Source organism: Streptomyces sp. R11 (genome assembly GCF_041051905.1).
Taxonomy (GTDB): Bacteria; Actinomycetota; Actinomycetes; order Streptomycetales; family Streptomycetaceae; genus Streptomyces.
On record NZ_CP163432.1, the window covers coordinates 7914419 to 7936003 of the forward strand.

At 70.5% G+C, this 21585-nt stretch carries 21 protein-coding genes and 1 pseudogene; 15 read left to right on the top strand and 7 right to left on the bottom strand.

What is annotated here, in order from left to right; translation table 11 throughout:
• Nucleotides 1-16: 16 nt before the first annotated feature.
• From AB5J55_RS36630 to AB5J55_RS36640, 3 genes are all read right to left on the bottom strand, one after another.
• Nucleotides 17-2392, bottom strand: coding sequence for a Tex family protein (locus AB5J55_RS36630; protein ID WP_369274740.1), 2376 nt, complete (start codon nt 2390-2392; stop codon nt 17-19).
• Nucleotides 2393-2514: 122 nt separating this feature from the next.
• Nucleotides 2515-2646: an LPFR motif small protein gene (locus tag AB5J55_RS36635; RefSeq protein WP_252100478.1), complete on the bottom strand. Its 132-nt coding sequence runs from the start codon at nt 2644-2646 to the stop codon at nt 2515-2517.
• A gap of 114 nt (nt 2647-2760) precedes the next feature.
• A complete protein-coding gene (locus AB5J55_RS36640) occupies nt 2761-3630 on the bottom strand; it encodes a hypothetical protein (RefSeq protein WP_369274741.1) in 870 nt (289 codons plus the stop codon).
• Nucleotides 3631-3744: 114 nt separating this feature from the next.
• On the opposite strand from AB5J55_RS36640, the gene AB5J55_RS36645 reads away from it, so the two are divergent.
• Nucleotides 3745-4704, top strand: coding sequence for a GlxA family transcriptional regulator (locus AB5J55_RS36645; RefSeq protein WP_369274742.1), 960 nt, complete (start codon nt 3745-3747; stop codon nt 4702-4704).
• Between the two features lie 23 nt (nt 4705-4727).
• Nucleotides 4728-5363 (top strand): DJ-1/PfpI family protein, encoded by a 636-nt coding sequence (locus AB5J55_RS36650; protein ID WP_369274743.1) that lies wholly within the window; start codon nt 4728-4730, stop codon nt 5361-5363.
• On the opposite strand, the gene AB5J55_RS36655 is transcribed toward AB5J55_RS36650, so the two are convergent.
• Nucleotides 5350-6105, bottom strand: a complete 756-nt coding sequence (locus AB5J55_RS36655) for an enoyl-CoA hydratase/isomerase family protein (RefSeq protein ID WP_369274744.1) — start codon at nt 6103-6105, stop codon at nt 5350-5352. The two genes, AB5J55_RS36650 and AB5J55_RS36655, sit on opposite strands and share 14 nt — an antisense overlap.
• 113 nt (nt 6106-6218) lie before the next feature.
• Between AB5J55_RS36655 and AB5J55_RS36660 the strand changes: the two are divergent.
• Together AB5J55_RS36660 and AB5J55_RS36665 are read left to right on the top strand one after the other, a co-directional pair.
• Nucleotides 6219-6904 (top strand): annotated as a pseudogene (locus AB5J55_RS36660) (HdeD family acid-resistance protein).
• 86 nt (nt 6905-6990) lie between these two features.
• Nucleotides 6991-7500, top strand: coding sequence for an ATP-binding protein (locus AB5J55_RS36665; RefSeq protein ID WP_369276390.1), 510 nt, complete (start codon nt 6991-6993; stop codon nt 7498-7500).
• A 33-nt stretch (nt 7501-7533) separates the two neighbouring features.
• Here the strand turns inward: AB5J55_RS36665 and idi are convergent, their stop codons facing one another.
• From idi to galE, 3 genes are all read right to left on the bottom strand, one after another.
• On the bottom strand, nt 7534-8127 hold the full coding sequence (idi, locus tag AB5J55_RS36670) for an isopentenyl-diphosphate Delta-isomerase (protein ID WP_369274745.1): 594 nt from the start codon (nt 8125-8127) through the stop codon (nt 7534-7536).
• Between the two features lie 187 nt (nt 8128-8314).
• Nucleotides 8315-9256 carry a cation diffusion facilitator family transporter gene (locus tag AB5J55_RS36675; RefSeq protein ID WP_369274746.1) on the bottom strand — a complete coding sequence of 314 codons (942 nt, stop codon included), beginning with the start codon at nt 9254-9256 and terminating at the stop codon, nt 8315-8317.
• A 169-nt stretch (nt 9257-9425) separates the two neighbouring features.
• A complete protein-coding gene (gene galE, locus AB5J55_RS36680; RefSeq protein WP_369274747.1) occupies nt 9426-10409 on the bottom strand; it encodes a UDP-glucose 4-epimerase GalE in 984 nt (327 codons plus the stop codon).
• Between the two features lie 277 nt (nt 10410-10686).
• On the opposite strand from galE, the gene AB5J55_RS36685 reads away from it, so the two are divergent.
• From AB5J55_RS36685 to hpnE, 11 genes are all read left to right on the top strand, one after another.
• Nucleotides 10687-12495, top strand: coding sequence for a DUF5941 domain-containing protein (locus tag AB5J55_RS36685; protein WP_369274748.1), 1809 nt, complete (start codon nt 10687-10689; stop codon nt 12493-12495).
• Entirely contained in the window at nt 12492-13244 is a 753-nt protein-coding gene (locus AB5J55_RS36690) for a sugar phosphate nucleotidyltransferase (RefSeq protein WP_369274749.1), read from the top strand. The genes AB5J55_RS36685 and AB5J55_RS36690 overlap by 4 nt, the downstream gene beginning before the upstream one ends.
• Entirely contained in the window at nt 13232-14293 is a 1062-nt protein-coding gene (locus tag AB5J55_RS36695) for an iron-containing alcohol dehydrogenase family protein (protein ID WP_369274750.1), read from the top strand. The genes AB5J55_RS36690 and AB5J55_RS36695 overlap by 13 nt, the downstream gene beginning before the upstream one ends.
• Complete coding sequence (locus tag AB5J55_RS36700) at nt 14271-15050, top strand: CDP-alcohol phosphatidyltransferase family protein (protein WP_328420897.1); 780 nt, start codon at nt 14271-14273, stop codon at nt 15048-15050. The genes AB5J55_RS36695 and AB5J55_RS36700 overlap by 23 nt, the downstream gene beginning before the upstream one ends.
• Nucleotides 15047-15931 (top strand): glycosyltransferase family 2 protein, encoded by an 885-nt coding sequence (locus AB5J55_RS36705; RefSeq protein ID WP_369274751.1) that lies wholly within the window; start codon nt 15047-15049, stop codon nt 15929-15931. Before AB5J55_RS36700 ends, AB5J55_RS36705 begins: the two co-directional genes overlap by 4 nt.
• Nucleotides 15932-16030: 99 nt before the next feature.
• Nucleotides 16031-16960: an ABC transporter permease gene (locus tag AB5J55_RS36710; RefSeq protein WP_369274752.1), complete on the top strand. Its 930-nt coding sequence runs from the start codon at nt 16031-16033 to the stop codon at nt 16958-16960.
• Nucleotides 16953-17732 (top strand): ABC transporter ATP-binding protein, encoded by a 780-nt coding sequence (locus tag AB5J55_RS36715; protein WP_369274753.1) that lies wholly within the window; start codon nt 16953-16955, stop codon nt 17730-17732. Before AB5J55_RS36710 ends, AB5J55_RS36715 begins: the two co-directional genes overlap by 8 nt.
• A gap of 358 nt (nt 17733-18090) precedes the next feature.
• Nucleotides 18091-19020: a squalene synthase HpnC gene (hpnC, locus tag AB5J55_RS36720; protein ID WP_369274754.1), complete on the top strand. Its 930-nt coding sequence runs from the start codon at nt 18091-18093 to the stop codon at nt 19018-19020.
• Complete coding sequence (gene hpnD / locus AB5J55_RS36725) at nt 19017-19979, top strand: presqualene diphosphate synthase HpnD (RefSeq protein ID WP_328877910.1); 963 nt, start codon at nt 19017-19019, stop codon at nt 19977-19979. Before hpnC ends, hpnD begins: the two co-directional genes overlap by 4 nt.
• Nucleotides 19979-20122 carry a DUF6380 family protein gene (locus AB5J55_RS36730; RefSeq protein ID WP_369274755.1) on the top strand — a complete coding sequence of 48 codons (144 nt, stop codon included), beginning with the start codon at nt 19979-19981 and terminating at the stop codon, nt 20120-20122. The genes hpnD and AB5J55_RS36730 overlap by 1 nt, the downstream gene beginning before the upstream one ends.
• The gene (gene hpnE / locus AB5J55_RS36735) at nt 20119-21546 is read left to right on the top strand and encodes a hydroxysqualene dehydroxylase HpnE (protein WP_369274756.1); all 1428 of its coding nucleotides are present in this window, start codon (nt 20119-20121) and stop codon (nt 21544-21546) included. The genes AB5J55_RS36730 and hpnE overlap by 4 nt, the downstream gene beginning before the upstream one ends.
• The last annotated feature ends 39 nt before the right edge of the window (nt 21547-21585 follow it).

Consider the following 21585-nt stretch of genomic DNA (forward strand, 5'->3'; position numbering starts at 1 on the left):
GGGTCTGCCCGTCGTCTCAGCGCTTGCCCTTCGGGTCGACCAGCCCCGCGCGGCGCAGGGCGTCGGCCATCGCGCTGTTCGCCGGCGGCGGTGCCTGGCGCGAGCCGCCTCCGCCACCGCCACTGCCGCCGCGGCCCTGGCGCTGCTGGGGCGGCCGCCCGCCTCGCTGCCGGCGTTCGCCGCCGCCCCCGCCCTGCTGACGCTCGGGAGCCGCCTCGTCATCGAGGCGCAGGGTCAGGGAGATCCGCTTGCGCGGGATGTCGACGTCGAGGACCTTCACCTTGACGATGTCACCGGGCTTGACCACGTCCCGCGGGTCCTTGACGAAGGTCTTCGACATCGCGGAGACATGCACCAGCCCGTCCTGGTGGACACCGACGTCCACGAAGGCCCCGAAGGCCGCCACGTTCGTCACGACGCCCTCCAGGACCATCCCGGACGCCAGGTCGGAGATCTTCTCGACGCCCTCCTTGAAGGTGGCCGTCTTGAAGGCGGGACGCGGGTCGCGCCCGGGCTTCTCCAGCTCCTTGAGGATGTCCGTGACGGTCGGCAGGCCGAACGTCTCGTCCACGTAGTCGTTCGCCTTCAGCGACCTCAGCACGCTCGTGTTGCCGACGAGCGCGGCGACCTCCTGGCCCGACGTCTTCACCATCCGCCGGACCACCGGGTACGCCTCGGGGTGCACGCTGGACGCGTCCAGCGGGTCGTCGCCGCCGCGGATGCGCAGGAAGCCCGCGCACTGCTCGTACGCCTTCGGGCCGAGCCGTGCCACGTTCTTCAGCTGCGAGCGGGACTTGAACGGGCCGTTCGCGTCGCGGTGGGACACGATGTTCTCGGCGAGTCCGGAGGTGATGCCGGAGACGCGCGCGAGCAGCGGAGCGGAGGCCGTGTTGACGTCGACGCCGACGCCGTTCACACAGTCCTCCACCACCGCGTCCAGCGAGCGCGACAGCTTCACCTCGGACAGGTCGTGCTGGTACTGGCCGACACCGATCGACTTCGGGTCGATCTTCACCAGCTCGGCGAGCGGGTCCTGGAGCCGGCGGGCGATCGACACCGCGCCGCGCAGCGACACGTCCATGTCGGGCAACTCCTGCGAGGCGAACGCGGAGGCCGAGTACACCGAGGCGCCGGCCTCGGACACCATCACCTTGGTGAGCTGCAACTCCGGGTGCTTGGTGATCAGTTCACCGGCGAGCTTGTCCGTCTCGCGCGACGCCGTGCCATTGCCGATCGCGACCAGTTCTACCGCGTGCTCCTTCGCCAGGCGCGCGAGCTTGGCGATCGCCTCGTCCCACTTGTTCGCCGGGACGTGCGGATAGATCACGTCCGTGGCCACCACCTTGCCGGTGGCGTCGACGACGGCGACCTTCACCCCCGTACGGAAGCCGGGGTCCAGGCCGAGCGTCGCGCGCGTGCCGGCCGGGGCGGCGAGCAGCAGGTCGCGGAGGTTGGCCGCGAACACGCCCACGGCCTCGTCCTCGGCGGCGGTGCGCAGACGCAGTCGCAGGTCGATGCCGAGGTGGACGAGGATGCGGGTCCGCCAGGCCCAGCGGACCGTGTCCGTCAGCCACTTGTCGGCGGGGCGGCCGCGGTCGGCGATCGCGAACTTGTGGGCGACGATGCCCTCGTACGACGAGGGCCCCTCGGTGGGCTCCTCCGGCTCCAGGACGAGGTCGAGGACCTCCTCCTTCTCGCCGCGCAGCATCGCCAGGATGCGGTGCGAGGGCAGCTCGGTGAACGGCTCGGCGAAGTCGAAGTAGTCCGCGAACTTCGCGCCCGCCTCCTCCTTGCCCTCCCGCACCTTGGCGGCCAGCCGGCCGCGCCCCCACATGCGCTCGCGCAGCTCGCCGATCAGGTCGGCGTCCTCCGAGAACCGCTCCGTGAGGATCGCCCGGGCGCCGTCCAGGGCGGCCTGCGGATCGGCCACGCCCTTGTCGGCGTCCACGAACGCCGAGGCGGCCGCGAGGGGGTCGACCGTCGGGTCGCCGAGCAGACCCTCGGCGAGGGGCTCAAGGCCGGCCTCGCGGGCGATCTGTGCCTTGGTCCTGCGCTTCGGCTTGTACGGCAGGTAGATGTCCTCGAGCCGCGCCTTCGTCTCGGCGGCGCGGATCCGGGCCTCCAACTCCTCGGTCAGTTTGCCCTGCTCACGCACCGACTCGAGGATCGCGGTGCGCCGCTCCTCCAGCTCCCGCAGATAACGCAGCCGCTCCTCGATCGTGCGCAGCTGCGCATCGTCGAGCATCTCGGTCGCTTCCTTGCGGTAGCGGGCGATGAAGGGCACCGTCGAACCGCCGTCGAGCAGCTCCACGGCGGCCTTCACCTGCCGCTCTCGTACGCCGAGCTCCGCGGCGATCCTGTCTTCGATGGACCCTACGAGGGGTGTCGTCACGATCCCGTCCCGCCTTCTCACTGAGGTTGCGCGGCAATTGTGGCAGGTAGCACCGACAACCGGGGATCAGGGCGGCGACCCGGCCGGTCGTGGCGGGTCGCGGGCCCTACGGCGGGACGAAATCAGGCCCTGCGGCTGCGCGTACTGCTGGAGGCTCCGCCGAACAGCCGAGCGAGAGCACGGAACGGCAGCGTGACGACGGTGGCGATGGCGCCACCGATCTGGCGCAGTACGTCTGCGATGGCACGGAACACGTGATCACCCTTACTTGTGGTTGGGGACTCCGAGTACCGCGCCTCAGCCCGGCTATGCAGCGTGATCCGAATGCCTGTCGCAGCAGGTCGTCCCGGCCCGGCCGGCGCCGGCGATCAGGACTTGCCGAGGAGGTCCTGGGGGAAGGCCCCCGCCGCCACCGCCGCGCGGGTGAACCCCGTGGCGAGTTCCGTGAGGCGTGCGACCCGCTCCGCGCCGAGGTGTTCGTACGGTGCTCGGTCGAGGCGGTCCGTTTCGGACTCGATGCGTTCGCGCAGGGAGACGCCCGCCGGGGTGAGGTCACCCGTGTCGTCCAGGAGGCCGCGCTCGCGCAGACGGTCGGACGCCGCGTCCCAGTCCTCCCGGGTCCAGCCACGCGTGTTGCACACCCACTCCGGCGTCATGCCCTTGCCGGTCGCGGTGTGGGTCACCACCGCCTCGAGGCCGTCGAGCCCCTCGGACATCAGCACGGCGAGGTGCCCGTCGCCCCGGTGCTCGCGCAGCAGCGTCGTGGCGTGGAAGTAGGCCAGGTGGGTCTCCTCGGGGACCGGCAGGTCCGCGTGCGCCGAGTACAGGGGCCGGGCGCTGCGGGAACAGGCCTCGGTGGCCTGGAGCGCCAGGTGCGCGGCCTCCGCCATCTCCGGGGACGTCACCGCCTCCTCGCCCAGCAGCCGCCGGAGCGCCGAGTCGACCGCACGCGTGCGTGCCGCCAGTACGTCCTGCGGGGACGCGATCGCCCACACCGCCGGTACGTGCCGGGCCACCAGATCGTGCTTGTAGTTGTAGAACGTCGCCGTCACCGCACCGGCGCCGACCGGGCCCAGCGCGGCCGCCCTGACCGCGAAGTTGACGGCCCTGGGGTGCGTGATCCCCAGGGCGCCCAGCTCCCTCCCCGTTTCGGGGGCGAAGTAGGACGTGGAGTGCAGGGAGTTGAGCATGTTGTGGCAGCGGCGGGCGGCACGCGGTTCCAGGGCGGAAGTAGTCATGGTCGGCACGTTACCAACCGCTTGGTACGTGACTCTGGTGGATGCGGATCGTGGCAGGAAAGGTGGGTTCCTCGTCATTGCGGTCATGGCGGTCGCTCTCGAAGAATCGATGACATGGCGCAGCGAACCGTTCTCTTCGTCCTCTTCGACGGCGTACAGAGTCTCGACGTGACCGGCCCGCTGGAGGTCTTCGCGGGGGCCGAGAGGCATCGCGCGGGCACCTACCGCATCCGCACGGCATCCCTGGACGGCGCCCCCGTCCGCACGTCCAGCAACCTGACCGTCGTACCGGACGAGTCCCTCACCGCCGTCTGCGAGCCGCACACACTCCTCGTCCCGGGCGGTGAAGGCACGCGTGGTCCGCAGCCCGGGCTGACCGACTGGCTGCGCGAGCACGGACCCCGGGCCGAGCGCCTGGTGTCCGTCTGCACCGGCGCGATCCTGCTCGCGGCGGCCGGCCTGCTGGACGGCCGCCGCGCCACGACCCACTGGGCGTACTGCGACAAGCTCGCCCGTGACCACCCGGCCGTGGAGGTCGACCCGGACCCCATCTACGTACGGGACGGGCGCGTCGCCACCTCAGCCGGCGTCACCTCCGGCATCGACCTCGCTCTCGCCCTGGTCGAGGAGGACCTGGGAAGGGACGTGGCCCTCGGGATCGCCCGCCACCTGGTGGTCTTCCTGCGCCGGCCCGGAAACCAGGCCCAGTTCAGCGCCCAGCTCGCCGCCCAGACCGCCCAGCGCGAACCCCTGCGGGAGGTCCAGCGCTGGATCACCGAGCACCCCGACGCCGACCTGACCGTCGAGACGCTCGCCGCCCGCGCCAGCCTCTCCGCGCGCCACTTCGCACGCGCTTTTCAGACCGAGACCGGCATGACCCCCGGCCGCTATGTGGACCGGGTCCGCCTCGAACACGCCAGGCGCCTCCTGGAGGACACCAGCGACGGCGTCGAGGAGATCTCCCGGGCCAGTGGCTACGGCACTCCCGAAGCCATGCGGCGCGCCTTCGTCAAGACGCTCGGGGCCGCACCGATCGAGTACCGCCGCCGGTTCCGCCCGGTTCCGGCCGGCTGACTTTCCTTCCGAAGGGACGAACCATGCAGATCGCGATGGTCCTGTACGACCGCTTCACCGCCCTCGACATCGTGGGACCGTACGAGGCGTTGAGCCGCCTCCCGGACGCTCGGGTGGACTTCGTCGCCGAGTCCGCGGGACCGGTGCGTGCCGACACGGGGTTCCTCGCCCTCACCGCCGACAAGGCCCTGGCCGACGTACCGCACCCCGATGTCGTCGTGGTGCCGGGCGGACCCGGGACGTTTGCCGAGATCGAGAACGAGGCCCTGCTGGAGTGGCTCAGGACCGCCGACGCGACGAGCACCTGGACGACCTCCGTATGCTCCGGCTCGCTGCTGCTCGGCGCCGCAGGCCTCCTTCAGGGCCGCCGCGCCACCTCCCACTGGCTCACCCTGGACTTCCTGCCGCAGTACGGTGCCGAGCCCACGGGCGAGCGCGTCGTACCCGATGGCAAATACATCACCGCGGCCGGCGTCTCCTCCGGCATCGACATGGGCCTGACCCTGGTCGGGAAGATCGCCGGCGACGAACACGCTCAGGCGGTCCAGCTGCTGACCGAGTACGACCCGCAGCCGCCCTACGACGCCGGCTCGCCGCAGAAGGCGCCCGCGCACCTCGTCGAGGAGTTCCGTACGAACAGCCGCTTCAGCTTGGTGTAGGCACGTTCCAGGTGAAGCGGGGCTGCCTGCGCTCCAGGAACGCGGCGACGCCCTCCGCGGTGTCGCCGCTTCCGCGCGCCTGCTCGGCCCAGTGATCGTCGCGGTCGGTGCGCCCGTCCGCGAACTCCTTCGCCGCGGCCTGCGTCAGCTGCGAGCGAGAGGCGAGGATCCGGGTGAACTCCACCACCCGCTTGCCGAGTTCACCCTCGGGCAGCACCTCGTCCACCAGGCCCGTGCGCAGGGCCCGCTCCGCGTCGATCAACTCGCCCGAGAACAGCAGGTACTTGGTGGTGGCCGGGCCCACCAGCGACGCCAACCGGCGCGTGGAGGACGCCGGATACACGATCCCGAGCTTCGCCGGTGTCACCCCGAACAGCGACCCCTCCTCGGCGAACCGCAGATCGCAGGCCGCCGCCAGCTGCGACCCGCCGCCCACACAGTGCCCCCTGACCGCTGCCAGCGTCGGCTTGGGAAAGGCCGCCAGTGCCTCCTCGGCGGCCACCGCAAGCCCCTGAGCCTCCTGCGGCGAGCCCCGGAGCGTGGAGATGTCGGCGCCCGCACAGAAGGTCCCGCCCTCACCGGTGAGCACCAGCGCCCGAACGCCCGGATCGGCGGCCAGGGAGCCGAGCAGCGGCGGCAGCGCCCCCCACATCGCGGCCGTCATGGCGTTGCGCTTGGCCGGTTGGTGGATGACGACGGTGGCGACCGAGTCGGTGACGCTGTGCAGCAGCTGGGGCTCCATGCGGCGGATGCTATCCGCTTGCGCCGAACGGCCGATCAGGAAGGGTCGCGCGGTCGATTGCCGCAGAAGGTGCAAGGTGAAGCAAAGGGAGATCGTCGGCCGAGGAGGCGCTGATGGCCAGGTCCAGCAAACCCACGGGTGAGGCCGCGAAACTTCAGCGCGGCTTCGGCTTGCTCGCCGCCCTCGGTGTGCTGCTGGTCGTCGGGGGAGTGATCGGCCTGCTCTACACCGCCTTCGCCACGCTGACCTCGATGCTGCTGTTCGGCTGGCTGCTGCTGATCGGCGCCGTCGTAGGCCTGATGCACGCGGTCCAGGCGGCGGCACCAACTTCTTCTGGCTCGGTGTGGTCCTCGCCGCGCTGGACATCGCGGCCGGCGTCGTGGTGATCCGCAGACCGGAGGCGGCGGCCGAGGCGCTGGCCATGTTCGCCACCCTGCTGTTCCTCACGGGCGGGCTGTTCCGGCCGGCCGGGAGCCTGGTGGTACGCGGTCCGCAGTTCGGCTGGACCCTGCTGCACGGCGCGTTCGACCTGTTCCTCGGCATCCTGGTGCTCAGCACCTGGCCCAGCAGCGGGTACGTCATCGGTACCCTCTTCTCCCTCGCCCTGCTCTGCGACGGCCTCGGCCTGATCGCCACGGGCTACGGTGGCCGCCGGATCGTCGGAATGGTCGCGGAGAAGGAACGCCGCCAAACCCGTACAACCCGAATAGTTCGTGAAGTCGGCACCAAGCGGCGCCGGAGCGGTCCCACAACTGACCGTGTCATACGCCAACGATCAGAAACGCTCGATACCTGCTGACTTCTGTTCAGTTCTACGGCGCGGACCTGTGCGTTATCAACACTCGACGTGTGGTGACAATCGAGCGCGAGGGTGGCGACCGGACGATGGAGAACCACGGGCGCGGGTCCGGCCCACGCCCAGCAGGCGGCGCGGACGAGCCCCTCGTCCAGCGGCCGCCGAATCCACTGCCGTACGAGGGCGTCTGGCGGTTCACCGCCCCCGCCGTCGACGCCTCGGTACCGCAGGCCCGGCACGCCGTACGGGACCTGCTGTACCGCCAGGGCGTGCCGGTCCCCGACGATCTGGTCCAGGGGGTGTTGCTGATCGTGTCGGAGCTGGTCACGAACGCCGTCCGGCACGCGGCGTTGCTGTCGCCGACGCTCGCCGTGGAGGTCGCCGTCGGCGCCGAGTGGCTGCGGGTGTCCGTGGAGGACAACCATCCCTACCGCCCGACCGCCCTGGAGGCCGACCACGGCCAGACCGGCGGTCGCGGGCTGCTGCTGGTGCGCGAGGTGACCCGGGAGGCGGGCGGTGTGTGCGACGTCGAGCACACGGCGAGCGGTGGCAAGGTGATCTGGGCCGCCGTGCCGCTCAAGCCCGCGCACGTGCCCTAGGCCCCGTCGGAGCCGGACCGGCCCCGGCCCTCGTCACCAGCCGGCCGACGGACCCGTCAGCTCCTTGACCGCGGGGCGGGCCGCGTCGAGCACGGTCATGAACCAGGACGAGAAGGTGTCCTTCGCGTGGCGCTCCGCCAGCTCGGCCGGCGTCACGAAGGCCGTCTCGCCGACCTCCTCCGGGTCCGGCCGCAGCGGGGACTGCACAAGTCCGACGAAGAGGTGGTTGTACTCCTGCTCCACCAGGCCCGAGTCCGGGTCCGGGTGGTTGTAGCGGACCGTGCCCGCCTCGGCGAGCAGCGACGGGGAGGCGCCGAGTTCCTCGTGCGTGCGACGGGCCGCGGCGGCGAAGGGCGCCTCGCCGGGGTAGGGGTGGCCGCAGCAGGTGTTGGACCAGACACCTGGGGAGTGGTACTTGCCGGGTGCGCGCTGCTGGAGCAGCAGCCGGCCGTGCTCGTCGAAGAGGAACACGGAGAAGGCGCGGTGCAGCTGCCCGGGAGGCTGATGGGCGGCGAGCTTCTCCGCGGTGCCGATCGTCACACCGTTCTCGTCGACCAGTTCCAGCAAAATCGCGTCTGCGGCGCCGTTCGACGGACTGTGCGTCGCGGTGGCAGGTGTGATCGGCATACCCATCCTTCACTTCGGTCTTGCGCCCCAAGTGTGCCGTACGAATCCGGCACTCCCGGCAGTTGATCGTGCCCGGCGCGGCGGGCACGGAACCGTCGGCGGGGGCGCTGTGAGCATGAGGACGCGGCCTACCACCGGATCGCTGCATTCCGTCCGTACTGACGTCTTGTCGGACCGTACGGTTGTTTCAGTGACAGAGCCGGGCCTCGTGCTCGGCGTGCCCGACCGGCTCCAGCTGGAAGGTGCAGTGCTCCACGTCGAAGTGGTCGCCGAGGCAGCCCTGGAGCTCGTGCAGCATCTTCTCGTGGCCGATCGCGTTCAGTACGTCGGAGCGGACCACCACATGGGCCGACAGCACCGGCATGCCGGACGTGATCGTCCAGGCGTGCAGGTCGTGGATGTCCTCGACACCGTCCAGGGCGAGTATGTGGGCCCGCACCTCGGTCATGTCGACGCCCTTGGGAGCCGACTCCAGCAGGACGTCGAGGGTCTCGCGCAGCAGCTTGACGGTGCGCGGCACGATCATCAGGCCGATGACGAGCGAGGCGATCGGGTCGGCGGCCTGCCAGCCGGTGGTCAGGATCACCGCCGCGGAGATCAGCACCGCGAGCGAGCCCAGCGCGTCCGCTGCCACCTCCAGGAACGCGCCGCGCACGTTCAGGCTCTCCTTCTGGCCCTTCATCAGCAGCGTGAGAGAGATCGTGTTCGCCACCAGGCCGATCGCGCCGAACACGATCATCAGGCCGCCGTTGGTGTCCGCCGGTGTGAGGAACCGCTCGATCGCCTCGTACAGGACATAGCCGCCGACGCCCAGCAGGAGCAGACAGTTGGCGAGGGCCGCGAGGATCTCCGCGCGGGCGAGACCGAAGGTGCGCTTCTCGCTCGGCGGGCGGTTCGCGAAGTGGATGGCGAGCAGGGCCATGGCCAGACCCACCGCGTCCGTCGCCATGTGGGCCGCGTCCGCGATCAGGGCGAGCGAGTCGGCGGCCACACCGCCGACGATCTGGACCACCATGACGCCGAGGGTGATCGACAGCGCGACGCGCAGTCTTCCGCGGTACGCGGCCGCCGCCGTGCCGGTCGTCGGCGCGTGCGCATGCCCGTGCCCGTGATCGTGCCCAGCCCCCATGAGAAAGCCGCCCTTCTGCGGTCCGTCGACGATCGGAAAGTCCGATCGGAATTCCGTCCGGGATCACAGTGAACTACGGGTGGGGGGTATCCGGCAACGCGGCACTGAACACCGTTGTCATGTGCCCTGACCTGCGGAAACGATTCGCAGGTCAGGGCGCTTCACATGATCAGTCGGCCGTGCGGACGCCGTGGTGCAGCAGCCACCCCTGCCACGCCGACTCGACCATCTCGGGTACCCCGCGCCGAGCCGTCCAGCCGAGTTCCTCGGCGGCCAGCGCGGCCGACGCGACCGCGCGCGGGGCGTCTCCGGGGCGCCGGGCCTCGACGACGGCGGGGCGTGCGTCACCGGTGACTTCGCCGATGACGGTGATCAGTTCGCGGACGGAGACGCCCTCGCCGCGACCGATGTTGACCGTCAGATCGCCGTCCGCGTTCGCTTCGGTGAGCCGCCGGGCCGCCGCCAGGTGAGCCTCGGCGAGGTCGGCGACATGGATGTAATCGCGCACGCAGGTGCCGTCCGGCGTCGGATAGTCGTCGCCGAAGATCCGCGGGGCCTCGTCGCGGGTGAGCCGGTCGAAGACCATGGGGACGATGTTGAAGACGCCCGTGTCGGCCAGCTCGGGCGACGCGGCGCCGGCGACGTTGAAGTAGCGAAGGCACACGGTCGAGATGCCGTGCGCCCGGCCCGCCGCCCGCACCAGCCACTCGCCGGTGAGCTTCGTCTCGCCGTACGGGTTCACCGGCGCGCACGGAGTGTCCTCCGTGATGAGGTCCACATCCGGGTTGCCGTAGACCGCCGCCGACGACGAGAACAGGAACCGCTTGATCCCCGCCTCGGCGACCGCCTCCAGGAGCGTGGCGAGGCCCCCCACGTTCTCCCTGTAGTAGCGGGTCGGCTGCGCCACGGACTCGCCGACCTGCTTGCGCGCGGCGAGATGGACCACACCCGTCACCACGTGCTCCGCGAACACCCGCTTCAGCAGGTCACCGTCCAGTGACGAGCCCTCGACGAGTGGGACGTCTGCAGGGAGCCGTGCGGGATACCCGGCCGAGAGGTCGTCCAGTACGAGGACCCGCTCTCCGGCGTCGGTCATGGCCCGCGCCACATGTGCTCCGATGTAGCCGGCTCCGCCTGTGATCAGCCATGTCATGGTCGCCCACCCTATGACGGGTCCCCGGCGGGAAATGCAATGTCCCCGATGCCCCGGTCTGCGAGCGCGAGTTTGTGAGCGGACCCCGCGATCCCTGATGATGATCGCGGCAAAGCTCAGGGCAAACCGCGTTGATCGCTCCGCCAAACGGCCGGTGAACGCTGGCTTCCAATCATCCGATAGCCTCTGCCGACACGCCGCCCGGCCGACACCGGCGGGGGCGCCGCCACCATGTACATGACCGGCGCGAATGCCGGTATCCAGGGAGTGAGTTCGGTTGTCGACCGCCATCCTCACCGGTCAGCCGGTGCCCGGATCGTCGATCGAGGGCGATCTGCGGTCCCTCGGCTATGACGTGCGGGTCGCTGCCGACACCGCCGACGCCGAGACCCTGCTCGCCCAGGTGCCCGGCGACCAGCGGGTCGCCGTGGTCGACGCCGGCTTCGTCGGCCACCTGCACGCGCTGCGCCTCGGCCTGACCGACCCCCGCTTCCCGCTCGCCGCGATCCCGGGCGCCGTGACGGCCCAGCCGGCCGGACGCCAGGCGCTGACCCGGGTGATGGCTCGGGAGAACTCCGCGGGCGGCGGTACGGCCGTCGCCGTCGAGAGCCTCGCCGACCGCATCGTCACCGCCCTCGACCACGACGGCACCGACGTGCACCGCCCCGAGCTCGGCAGCCTGGTCGCCGCCGTACCGGCCGACCCGCAGGCCCGCAACGAGGCCCGGCAGGCCGTCGCCGCCGTCGACGACGAGGCCGTACGCCTGAAGTCGGCCGTGAAGTCCCGCGACGGCTTCTTCACGACCTTCTGCATCAGTCCGTACTCCCGCTACATCGCCCGCTGGTGCGCCCGCCGGGGCCTGACTCCCAACCAGGTCACCACCGCCTCCCTGATCACCGCGCTCATCGCGGCGGGCTGCGCGGCCACCGGCACCCGGGGCGGGTTCATCGCGGCGGGCGTCCTGCTGATCGCGTCCTTCGTCCTGGACTGCACCGACGGCCAGCTCGCCCGCTACTCCCTGCAGTACTCCACGCTCGGCGCCTGGCTCGACGCCACCTTCGACCGGGCCAAGGAATACGCCTACTACGCAGGCCTCGCGCTGGGAGCCGCCCGCGGCGGGGACGACGTATGGGCCCTCGCCCTCGGCGCGATGGTCCTCCAGACCTGCCGGCACGTGGTCGACTTCTCCTTCAACGAGGCCAACCACGACGCCACCGCCAACACCAGCCCCACCGCCGCCCTCTCCGACAAGCTCGACAGCGTCGGCTGGACGGTGTGGGTGCGCCGGATGATCGTCCTGCCGATCGGCGAGCGCTGGGCGATGATCGCGGTGCTCACGGCCGCCACGACGCCCCGGATCACCTTCTACGTCCTGCTCGTGGGCTGTGCCTTCGCGGCGACGTACACCACGGCGGGGCGGGTGCTGCGGTCGCTGACCCGCAAGGCGCGCCGCACCGACCGGGCCGCGCAGGCGCTGGCCGACCTCGCAGACTCGGGGCCGCTCGCGCAGGGCCTCGCCGGGGTCCTCAAGAACACCGCGGGCCGACTGCCCGGCATCGCCGCCCCCGCCGCGGCCCTCCTCGGCGGCCTCGTCCTCCTCGGCCTGGCCGCACAGCCCGGCTTCGGCGGTCCGTGGGCGGTCGTCGGCGCCGTCGTCTACGCCGTCACCTCGGCCATCGCTGTCGCCCGCCCCCTCAAGGGCGCGCTCGACTGGCTGGTCCCGCCCTTCTTCCGGGCCGCCGAGTACGGCGTCGTTCTGCTGATCGCAGCCAAAGCCGAGGTGAACGGAGCCCTTCCTGCGGCTTTCGGCCTGGTGGCCGCTGTCGCCTACCATCACTACGACACGGTGTACCGCATCCGCGGCAACGCCGGAGCGCCCCCGGCCTGGCTGGTGCGCGCCATTGGGGGGCACGAAGGACGGACGCTGCTCGTCACCGTCCTCGCCGCGGTGCTCTCCGCCTCGCAGTTCAGTGTCGCGCTCACGGTGCTCGCCGTGGCCGTGGCCCTCGTGGTGCTCGTCGAGAGCATCCGCTTCTGGGTGTCCTCCGGGGCACCCGCCGTACACGATGAAGGAGAACCCGCATGATCGGCCTCGTGCTGGCGGCCGGCGCCGGACGGCGTCTGCGCCCCTACACCGACAGCCTTCCCAAGGCTCTGGTGCCGGTGGGGCCCGCGGGCATAGAGGGCGAACCCACGGTTCTCGACCTGACGCTCGGCAACTTCGCCGAGATCGGTCTGACCGAGGTCGCGATCATCGTCGGCTACCGCAAGGAGGCCGTGTACGCGCGCAAGGAAGCCCTTGAGCAGAAGTACGGCCTCAAGCTCACCCTCATCGACAACGACAAGGCCGAGGAGTGGAACAACGCCTACTCCCTGTGGTGCGGCCGTGACGCCCTCAAGGACGGCGTGATCCTCGCCAACGGCGACACCGTGCACCCGGTCTCCGTCGAGAAGACGCTGCTCGCCGCCCGCGGCGACGGCAAGAAGATCATCCTCGCCCTGGACACCGTGAAGAGCCTGGCCGACGAGGAGATGAAGGTCGTCGTCGACCCCGAGAAGGGCATGACGAAGATCACCAAGCTGATGGACCCCGCCGAGGCGACCGGTGAGTACATCGGCGTGACCCTCATCGAGGGCGACGCCGCCCCCGAGCTGGCCGACGCCCTCAAGGCGGTGTGGGAGACCGACCCGCAGCAGTTCTACGAGCACGGCTACCAGGAGCTCGTGAACCGCGGCTTCCGCATCGATGTGGCGCCGATCGGCGACGTCAAGTGGGTGGAGATCGACAACCACGACGATCTCGCCCGCGGACGGGAGATCGCGTGCCAGTACTGACCCGGCTGATTCCTTCGCCGGTCGTCGTGGACATCCGCCCGGGTGCCCTCGACGACCTGGCCTGTGTGCTCGCCGATGAGCGCATCTCCCACTCCGGCAAGCTGGCCATCGCGGTCAGCAACGGCTCCGGCGCCCGGCTCAAGGAGCGGCTCGCTCCCGCGCTGCCCGGCGCCACCTGGTACGAGGTCGGCGGCGGAACCCTCGACGACGCGGTCCAGCTGGCCGGTGCCATAAGGGCCGGCCACTACGACGCGGTCGTCGGGCTCGGCGGCGGCAAGATCATCGACTGCGCCAAGTTCGCCGCGGCGCGCGTCGGTCTGCCGCTGGTCGCCGTACCGACGAACCTGGCGCACGACGGTCTGTGCTCGCCGGTCGCCACCCTCGACAACGACGCCGGGCGCGGCTCCTACGGTGTGCCGAACCCGATCGCGGTCGTCATCGACCTGGACGTCATCCGCGACGCCCCGGTGCGCTTCGTGCGGGCCGGTATCGGCGACGCCGTCTCCAACATCTCCGCGATCGCGGACTGGGAGCTGGCGCACCGGGTCAAGGGCGAGAAGATCGACGGCCTCGCGGCGGCGATCGCCCGGCAGGCCGGCGAGGCGGTGCTGCGCCACCCCGGCGGCATCGGGGACACCGACTTCCTGCAGGTGCTGGCCGAGGCGCTGGTGCTCAGCGGTATCGCCATGTCGGTGTCGGGTGACTCCCGTCCGTCCTCCGGCGCGTGCCACGAGATCAACCACGCCTTCGACCTGCTGTACCCGAAGCGCGCCGCCGCCCACGGCGAGCAGTGCGGACTGGGCGCGGCCTTCGCGATGTACCTGCGCGGAGCCCACGAGGAGTCGGCCTACATGGCCGAGGTGCTGCGTCGGCACGGGCTGCCGGTACTGCCGGAGGAGATCGGCTTCACGGACGACGAGTTCGTCCGCGTCGTGGAGTTCGCTCCGCAGACCAGGCCCGGCCGCTACACGATCCTCGAACACCTCGACCTGACAACCGACCAGATCAAGGACATCTACGCCGACTATGTCAAGGCCATCGGTAGCTGAACTCCGCCCCGTCGTTCACCCCGCGGGGGTGAAGGACAGGCGCAGCGGTGAGCACTGGATGGGACGCCTCTACATGCGCGAGGTGTCCCTGCGGGTCGACCGCTACCTGGTGAACACCAGGGTCACGCCCAACCAGCTCACATACCTGATGACCGTATGCGGCGTACTCGCGGCCCCGGCACTTCTCGTGCCGGGGATCCCGGGGGCCGTGCTCGGCGTGGTCATGGTCCAGCTCTACCTGCTGCTGGACTGCGTCGACGGCGAGATCGCGCGCTGGAAGAAGCAGTACTCCCTGGGCGGGGTCTACCTCGACCGCGTCGGCGCCTACCTCACCGACGCCGCGGTGCTCGTCGGCTTCGGCCTGCGCGCGGCCGACCTGTGGGGCAGCGGCCGAATCGACTGGCTGTGGGCCTTCCTCGGCACCCTGGCCGCCCTCGGCGCCATCCTGATCAAGGCCGAGACCGACCTCGTCGGGGTCGCCCGGCACCAGGCCGGGAAGCCGCCGGTCCAGGAGGCCGCGTCCGAGATGCGCTCCTCCGGCATGGCGCTGGCCCGCAAGGCCGCCGGTGCCCTCAAGTTCCACCGCCTCGTCCTCGGTATCGAGGCGTCCCTGCTGATCCTGGTCCTGGCGATCGTCGACCAGATCCGCGGCGACCTGTTCTTCTCCCGGCTCGGCGTCGCGGTGCTGGCCGGCATCGCGCTGCTGCAGACCGTGCTGCACCTCGTGTCCATCCTCGCGTCGAGCAGGCTGAAGTGAGCGCGCCGATGAAGGTCGGCGCGGTGATCATCACCATGGGCAACCGCCCCGACGAACTGCGCGCCCTCCTCGACTCCGTCGCCAAGCAGGACGGCGACCGGGTCGAGGTCGTCGTGGTCGGCAACGGCTCCCCGGTCCCGGACGTCCCCGAAGGCGTCCGCACGATCGAGCTGCCGGAGAACCTCGGCATCCCCGGCGGCCGCAACGTCGGCATCGAGGCCTTCGGCCCCAGCGGTCACGATGTCGACATATTGCTCTTCCTCGACGACGACGGCCTCCTCGCGCACCACGACACCGCCGAGCTCTGCCGCGCAGCCTTCGCGGCCGACCCGCAGCTCGGCATCATCAGCTTCCGCATCGCCGACCCGGACAACGGCGTCACCCAGCGCCGGCACGTCCCCCGGCTGCGCGCCTCCGACCCGATGCGCTCCTCCCGGGTCACCACGTTCCTCGGCGGCGCCAACGCAGTCCGGACCCAGGTCTTCGCCGAAGTCGGCGGGCTGCCGGACGAATTTTTCTACGCCCACGAGGAAACCGACCTGGCATGGCGGGCCCTCGACGCGGGCTGGATGATCGACTACCGGTCCGACATGGTGCTGTACCACCCCACGACCGCGCCCTCGCGGCACGCGGTCTACCACCGCATGGTCGCCCGCAACCGCGTCTGGCTCGCCCGCCGCAACCTTCCCGCCCCCCTTGTCCCGGTCTATCTGGGCGTCTGGATGCTGCTCACCCTCGCCCGCCGCCCCTCCCGCCCCGCCCTGCGGGCATGGTTCGGCGGATTCCGGGAAGGCTGGACCACTTCATGCGGTCCCCGCAGGCCCATGAAGTGGCGTACGGTGTGGCGGCTGACCCGACTGGGCCGACCTCCCGTCATCTGACAAGCTCGACCCTGAGAGCAGCCACCGGACCGTACCCCGGCCCCAGGTTCATGCCATGCCCGCACAGGCTGCGCATCTCGAAGACGAAAGTTTCAACTGGTGAGTGAGACAACGCACGACGGCTCAGTCGCGGTGAGCGCGCCTCCGTCGCCCGACGAGGGACTCACGGCGGCCGAGCTGGCCGCCAAGTACGGGCTGTCCGTGAGCGGCGCCCGCCCCTCGCTGTTCGAGTACGTCCGCCAGCTCTGGGACCGGCGTCACTTCATCCTCGCGTTCTCGCGGGCGAAGCTGACCGCCCAGTACAGCCAGGCGAAGCTCGGCCAGCTCTGGCAGGTGGCCACCCCGCTGCTGAACGCGGCCGTGTACTTCTTCATCTTCGGCCTGATCCTCCAGGCCGACCGCGGCATGTCCCGCGAGGTGTACATCCCGTTCCTGGTCACGGGCGTCTTCGTCTTCACCTTCACCCAGAGCTCGGTGATGGCTGGCGTACGCGCGATCTCCGGCAACCTCGGCCTGGTCCGCGCCCTGCACTTCCCGCGCGCCTCGCTGCCGATCTCCTTCGCGCTCCAGCAGCTCCAGCAGCTGCTGTTCTCGATGATCGTCCTGTTCGCCGTGGCCCTGGCCTTCGGCAGTTACCCGGCCATGTCCTGGCTGCTGATCGTTCCGGTGCTCGTCCTGCAGTTCCTCTTCAACACCGGCCTCGCGATGATCATGGCCCGGGCGGGCTCCAAGACGCCGGACCTGGCGCAGCTCATGCCGTTCGTGATGCGTACGTGGATGTACGCGTCCGGCGTGATGTTCTCCATCCCGATCATGCTCGAGGGCAAGCCTGAGTGGATCGCGACCGTCCTGCAGTGGAACCCGGCCGCCGTCTACATGGACCTGATGCGCTTCGCCCTCATCGACGGCTACGGCTCCTCGAACCTGCCCGACCACGTCTGGGCGGTCGCGCTCGGCTGGTCCGTGCTGGTGGCCGTCGGCGGCTTCGTGTACTTCTGGAAGGCGGAGGAGAGGTACGGCCGTGGCTGAGCACAGGACGGATTCCCACATCCCCACCGTCATCGCGGACGAGTTGCACATCGTCTACCGCGTCAACGGCGCCAAGACGGGCAAGGGCAGCGCCACCGCCGCGCTCAGCCGCATCCTCAAGCGTGGCGAGGAGCGGGGCGTGCGCAAGGTGCACGCGGTCCGCGGTGTCTCCTTCGTCGCCTATCGCGGCGAGGCCATCGGCCTGATCGGCTCCAACGGCTCCGGCAAGTCCACCCTGCTGCGCGCCATCGCCGGCCTGCTCCCGCCCGAGAAGGGCAAGGTCTACACCGATGGCCAGCCCTCGCTGCTGGGCGTGAACGCGGCGCTGATGAACGACCTCACCGGCGAGCGCAACGTCATATTGGGCGGGCTCGCCATGGGCATGTCCCGCGAGCAGATCAAGGAGCGCTACCAGGAGATCGTCGACTTCTCGGGCATCAACGAGAAGGGCGACTTCATCACCCTGCCGATGCGCACGTACTCCTCCGGCATGGCGGCCCGGCTGCGCTTCTCCATCGCCGCGGCCAAGGACCATGACGTCCTCATGATCGACGAGGCGCTGGCCACCGGCGACCGCAAGTTCCAGAAGCGCTCCGAGGAACGTATCCGCGAGCTGCGCAAGGAAGCCGGCACCGTGTTCCTCGTCAGTCACAACAACAAGTCGATCCGCGACACCTGCAACCGCGTCCTGTGGCTGGAACGTGGCGAGCTGCGCATGGACGGACCGACGGACGAGGTCCTCAAGGAGTACGAGAAGTTCACGGGCAAGTAGTCCACCCGGACATGGGCCGAGCGGCCCAGCAGGCTTGACCGGGCCCCGCCGGAACTGCCCCGGCGGGGCCCCGCGTCTGCAAAGGAAACGTCAACTTCGCCTGGTCCTGGGAAGCTTGACACCAATCGGTGTGTTGTTGTGATGTGCAGGACACCCCCACGGGCCCCGCATCGTTGTACAACGTAAGCTGTACCGGTACCGAAACGCGGCAAGTAGGGCGATAAGGCACGACACCCCTCTCTCCGGGCCGCGGCGCGGACGTCCGGGCGGCGTGTCCGAAATAGTGTGCATTGGGTCTGCGGTGTAGAACGGGAGATGTGACGGCAATGGCTACGGAAACTCCCCAGCTCCACGCAGCATGTGCCGTCCTTGGGCCGGGCAGTCCACGGTGACGGGAAAATCCGCGCGCCCAGGTGAACCGGAGCGCGACACACTCGACAAGGCCGCCGCGGAGAACTTCCCCGTGGCGCCGTTCTTCCTGCCCAGGGCCTGGCGGACCGACCTCATGGCCGTCTACGGCTTCGCCCGCCTCGTGGACGACATCGGCGACGGCGATCTCGCTCCCGGCGGTGCCGACGCCCGTCTGCTCGGCGTGTCGCCCGAGGAGGCCGAGGACCGGCTCGCGCTCCTCGACGCCTTCGAGGCCGACCTGCGCCGGGTCTTCGACGGCACCCCCGGCCACCCCCTGCTGCGCCGCCTGCAGTACACCGTCCGCCGCTGCTCACTGACCCCCGAGCCCTTCCTCGGCCTGATCGCTGCCAACCGCCAGGACCAGCTCGTCGGGCGGTACGAGACCTACGACGATCTCCTTGCCTACTGCGAACTGTCCGCCAACCCGGTCGGCCGGCTCGTCCTCGCCGTCACCGGGACCGGGACGCCCGAGCGGATCCGCCGTTCCGACGCGGTGTGCACGGCGCTGCAGATCGTCGAGCACCTCCAGGACGTCGCCGAGGATCTCGGTCGTGACCGGATTTACCTGCCCGCGCAGGACATGAAGCGTTTTCACGTCCAGGAAACCGATCTGGCGGTAAAAACAGCAGGCGCATCGGTGCGCGCACTGGTTGCATACGAAGCCGAACGTGCTCTGGCCCTCCTGAATGAAGGCACCCCCCTGGTGGGTAGCGTCCACGGCAGGCTCAAGCTGCTGCTGGCGGGTTTCGTGGCCGGGGGAAGGGCGGCGATCCGTGCGATCGCCGCCGCCGAATACGACGTACTTCCCGGCCCGCCCAAGGCCAGCAAGCTCCAACTGCTGCGCGAGGTGGGCGTGACTCTGCGAGGAGAGGGGTGATCCGGACCGTGGAGTCTGCACCACACGCGTCCGCACCGGTACTCGCCGCCTACAGCTACTGCGAGGCCGTCACGGGGCAGCAGGCCCGGAACTTCGCCTACGGCATCAGGCTGCTGCCCACGCCCAAGCGCCGCGCGATGTCGGCGCTGTACGCGTTCTCGCGCCGCGTCGACGACATCGGCGACGGTGCCCTGAGCGGCGACGTCAAGATCGCCAGGCTCGAGGACACCCGCAAGCTGCTGACCCGGATCCGCGACGGAGCGGTCGCCGAGGACGACACCGACCCCGTGGCCGTCGCGCTCGCCCACGCCGCCGGGGCCTTCCCGATTCCGCTCGGCGGCCTGGACGAGCTCATCGACGGCGTCCTGATGGACGTACGCGGCGAGACCTACGAGACCTGGGACGACCTGAAGGTCTACTGCCGCTGCGTGGCCGGCGCCATCGGACGGCTCTCGCTCGGCGTGTTCGGCACCGGACCCGGCGCGCGCGGCGCCGAGCGCGCCCCCGAGTACGCCGACACGCTGGGGCTGGCCCTCCAGCTCACCAACATCCTGCGGGACGTCCGCGAGGACGCCGAGGGCGGACGCACCTATCTGCCCTCCGACGACCTCGCGAAATTCGGCTGCTCGGCCGGCTTCAGCGGGCCGACCCCACCGGAGGGCTCCGACTTCGCGGGCCTCGTGCACTTCGAAGTGCGTCGGGCCCGCGCCCTTTTCGCCGAGGGCTACCGGCTGCTCCCCATGCTGGACCGGCGCAGCGGCGCCTGTGTCGCCGCGATGGCCGGCATCTATCTGCGCCTCCTCGACCGCATCGAGCGGGACCCGGAGGCCGTGCTGCGCGGCCGGGTCTCCCTGCCCGGCCGCGAGAAGGCCTACGTCGCCGTTCGGGGTCTGTCCGGTCTGGACGCCCGGCATGCGACCCGCCGAACCGTCAGCCGTGCCGTCAGGAGGCGTGCCTGATGGACATTCCGGTCCAAGGTGATGCCACCGGCGAAAAGTGGCGGGCAACCCTCCGCTGCCCTGTCGCGTCCCTGACTGAGACGACCGGCCGTGCACCGTTCAAGCACCTGCACGGCGGTCGGCCAGGGGAGGGTGCACGATGACCGACGGCACGCCGCCACAAGGGTCGCTCGCCGACGTCCCGTCAGGCTCCGGGAAGGACGCTGTCGTGGTCGGCGGCGGGCTCGCCGGCATCACCGCCGCGCTCGCCCTCGCCGACGCCGGAGTGCGCGTCACCCTGATCGAGGGCAGGCCGAGACTCGGTGGCCTGGCCTTCTCCTTCCAGCGCGGCGACCTGGTCGTCGACAACGGACAGCACGTCTATCTGCGCTGCTGCACCGCCTACCGCTGGTTCCTCGACCGGATCGAGGGCACGGCGCTGGCACCGCTGCAGGACCGCCTCGACGTTCCCGTGGTCGACGTCGCGCGGCCCGAGGGGCGGCGCCTGGGCAGGCTGCGGCGCGACGCGCTGCCCGTACCCCTGCACCTGGGCCGGAGCCTGGCGACGTATCCGCATCTGTCGCTCGCCGATCGCGCCAAGGTCGGGCGTGCCGCGCTCGCGCTCAAGGGGCTCGACCTCGCCGATCCGGCCCTGGACACCCAGGACTTCGGCAGCTGGCTGACCTCGCACGGTCAGTCGGCGCGTGCCGTCGAGGCCCTGTGGGACCTGGTCGGGGTCGCCACTCTCAACGCGGTCGCTGGCGACGCCTCGCTGGGGCTCGCCGCGATGGTGTTCAAGACCGGTCTGCTGTCCGACCCGGGCGCGGCCGACATCGGATGGGCGCATGTCCCGCTGGGCGAACTGCACGACCGGCTGGCCCGCAAGGCGCTCGACTCCGCGGGCGTCCGTACCGAGGTCCGTACACGAGTCACCTCCATCTCCACTGACGAGAACGGACGTTGGAGCGTTCAGGTTCCCGGCGAGACACTGCGGGCGGACACCGTCGTGCTCGCCGTTGCCCAGCGTGAGGCCCACGACCTGCTGCCCGAGGGCTCCCTCGACGCTCCCGAACGGCTACTGGAGATCGGCACCGCGCCGATCCTGAACGTGCATGTCGTGTACGACCGCCAGGTGCTCAGCCGGCCGTTCTTCGCGGCGCTCGGCACCCCGGTGCAATGGGTGTTCGACCGCACCGCTGCCTCCGGGCTGCGCGGCGGCCAGTACCTCGCCCTGTCCCAGTCGGCCGCGCAGGACGAGATCGACGCGCCCGTCGCCGCCCTGCGCGATCGGTATCTGCCCGAGCTGGAGCGGCTGTTGCCCAAGGCGCGGGGCGCGCAGGTGAAGGACTTCTTCGTGACCAGGGAGCGCACGGCGACGTTCGCTCCCACCCCAGGCGTCGGGCGGCTGCGGCCCGGCGCCCGTACCAAGGCACCCGGTCTGTATCTGGCCGGAGCGTGGACCGCCACAGGGTGGCCCGCGACCATGGAGAGTGCGGTCCGCAGTGGCGTGAGTGCGGCCGGCGCCGCGCTGAGCGCCCTGGGCCGGCCCCGCCCCAGCCACCTCTTCGACGTAGAGGAGGCGGCGTGATGCTGAACCAGCACACGGCGGCAGGTCCCCGCACCCCCG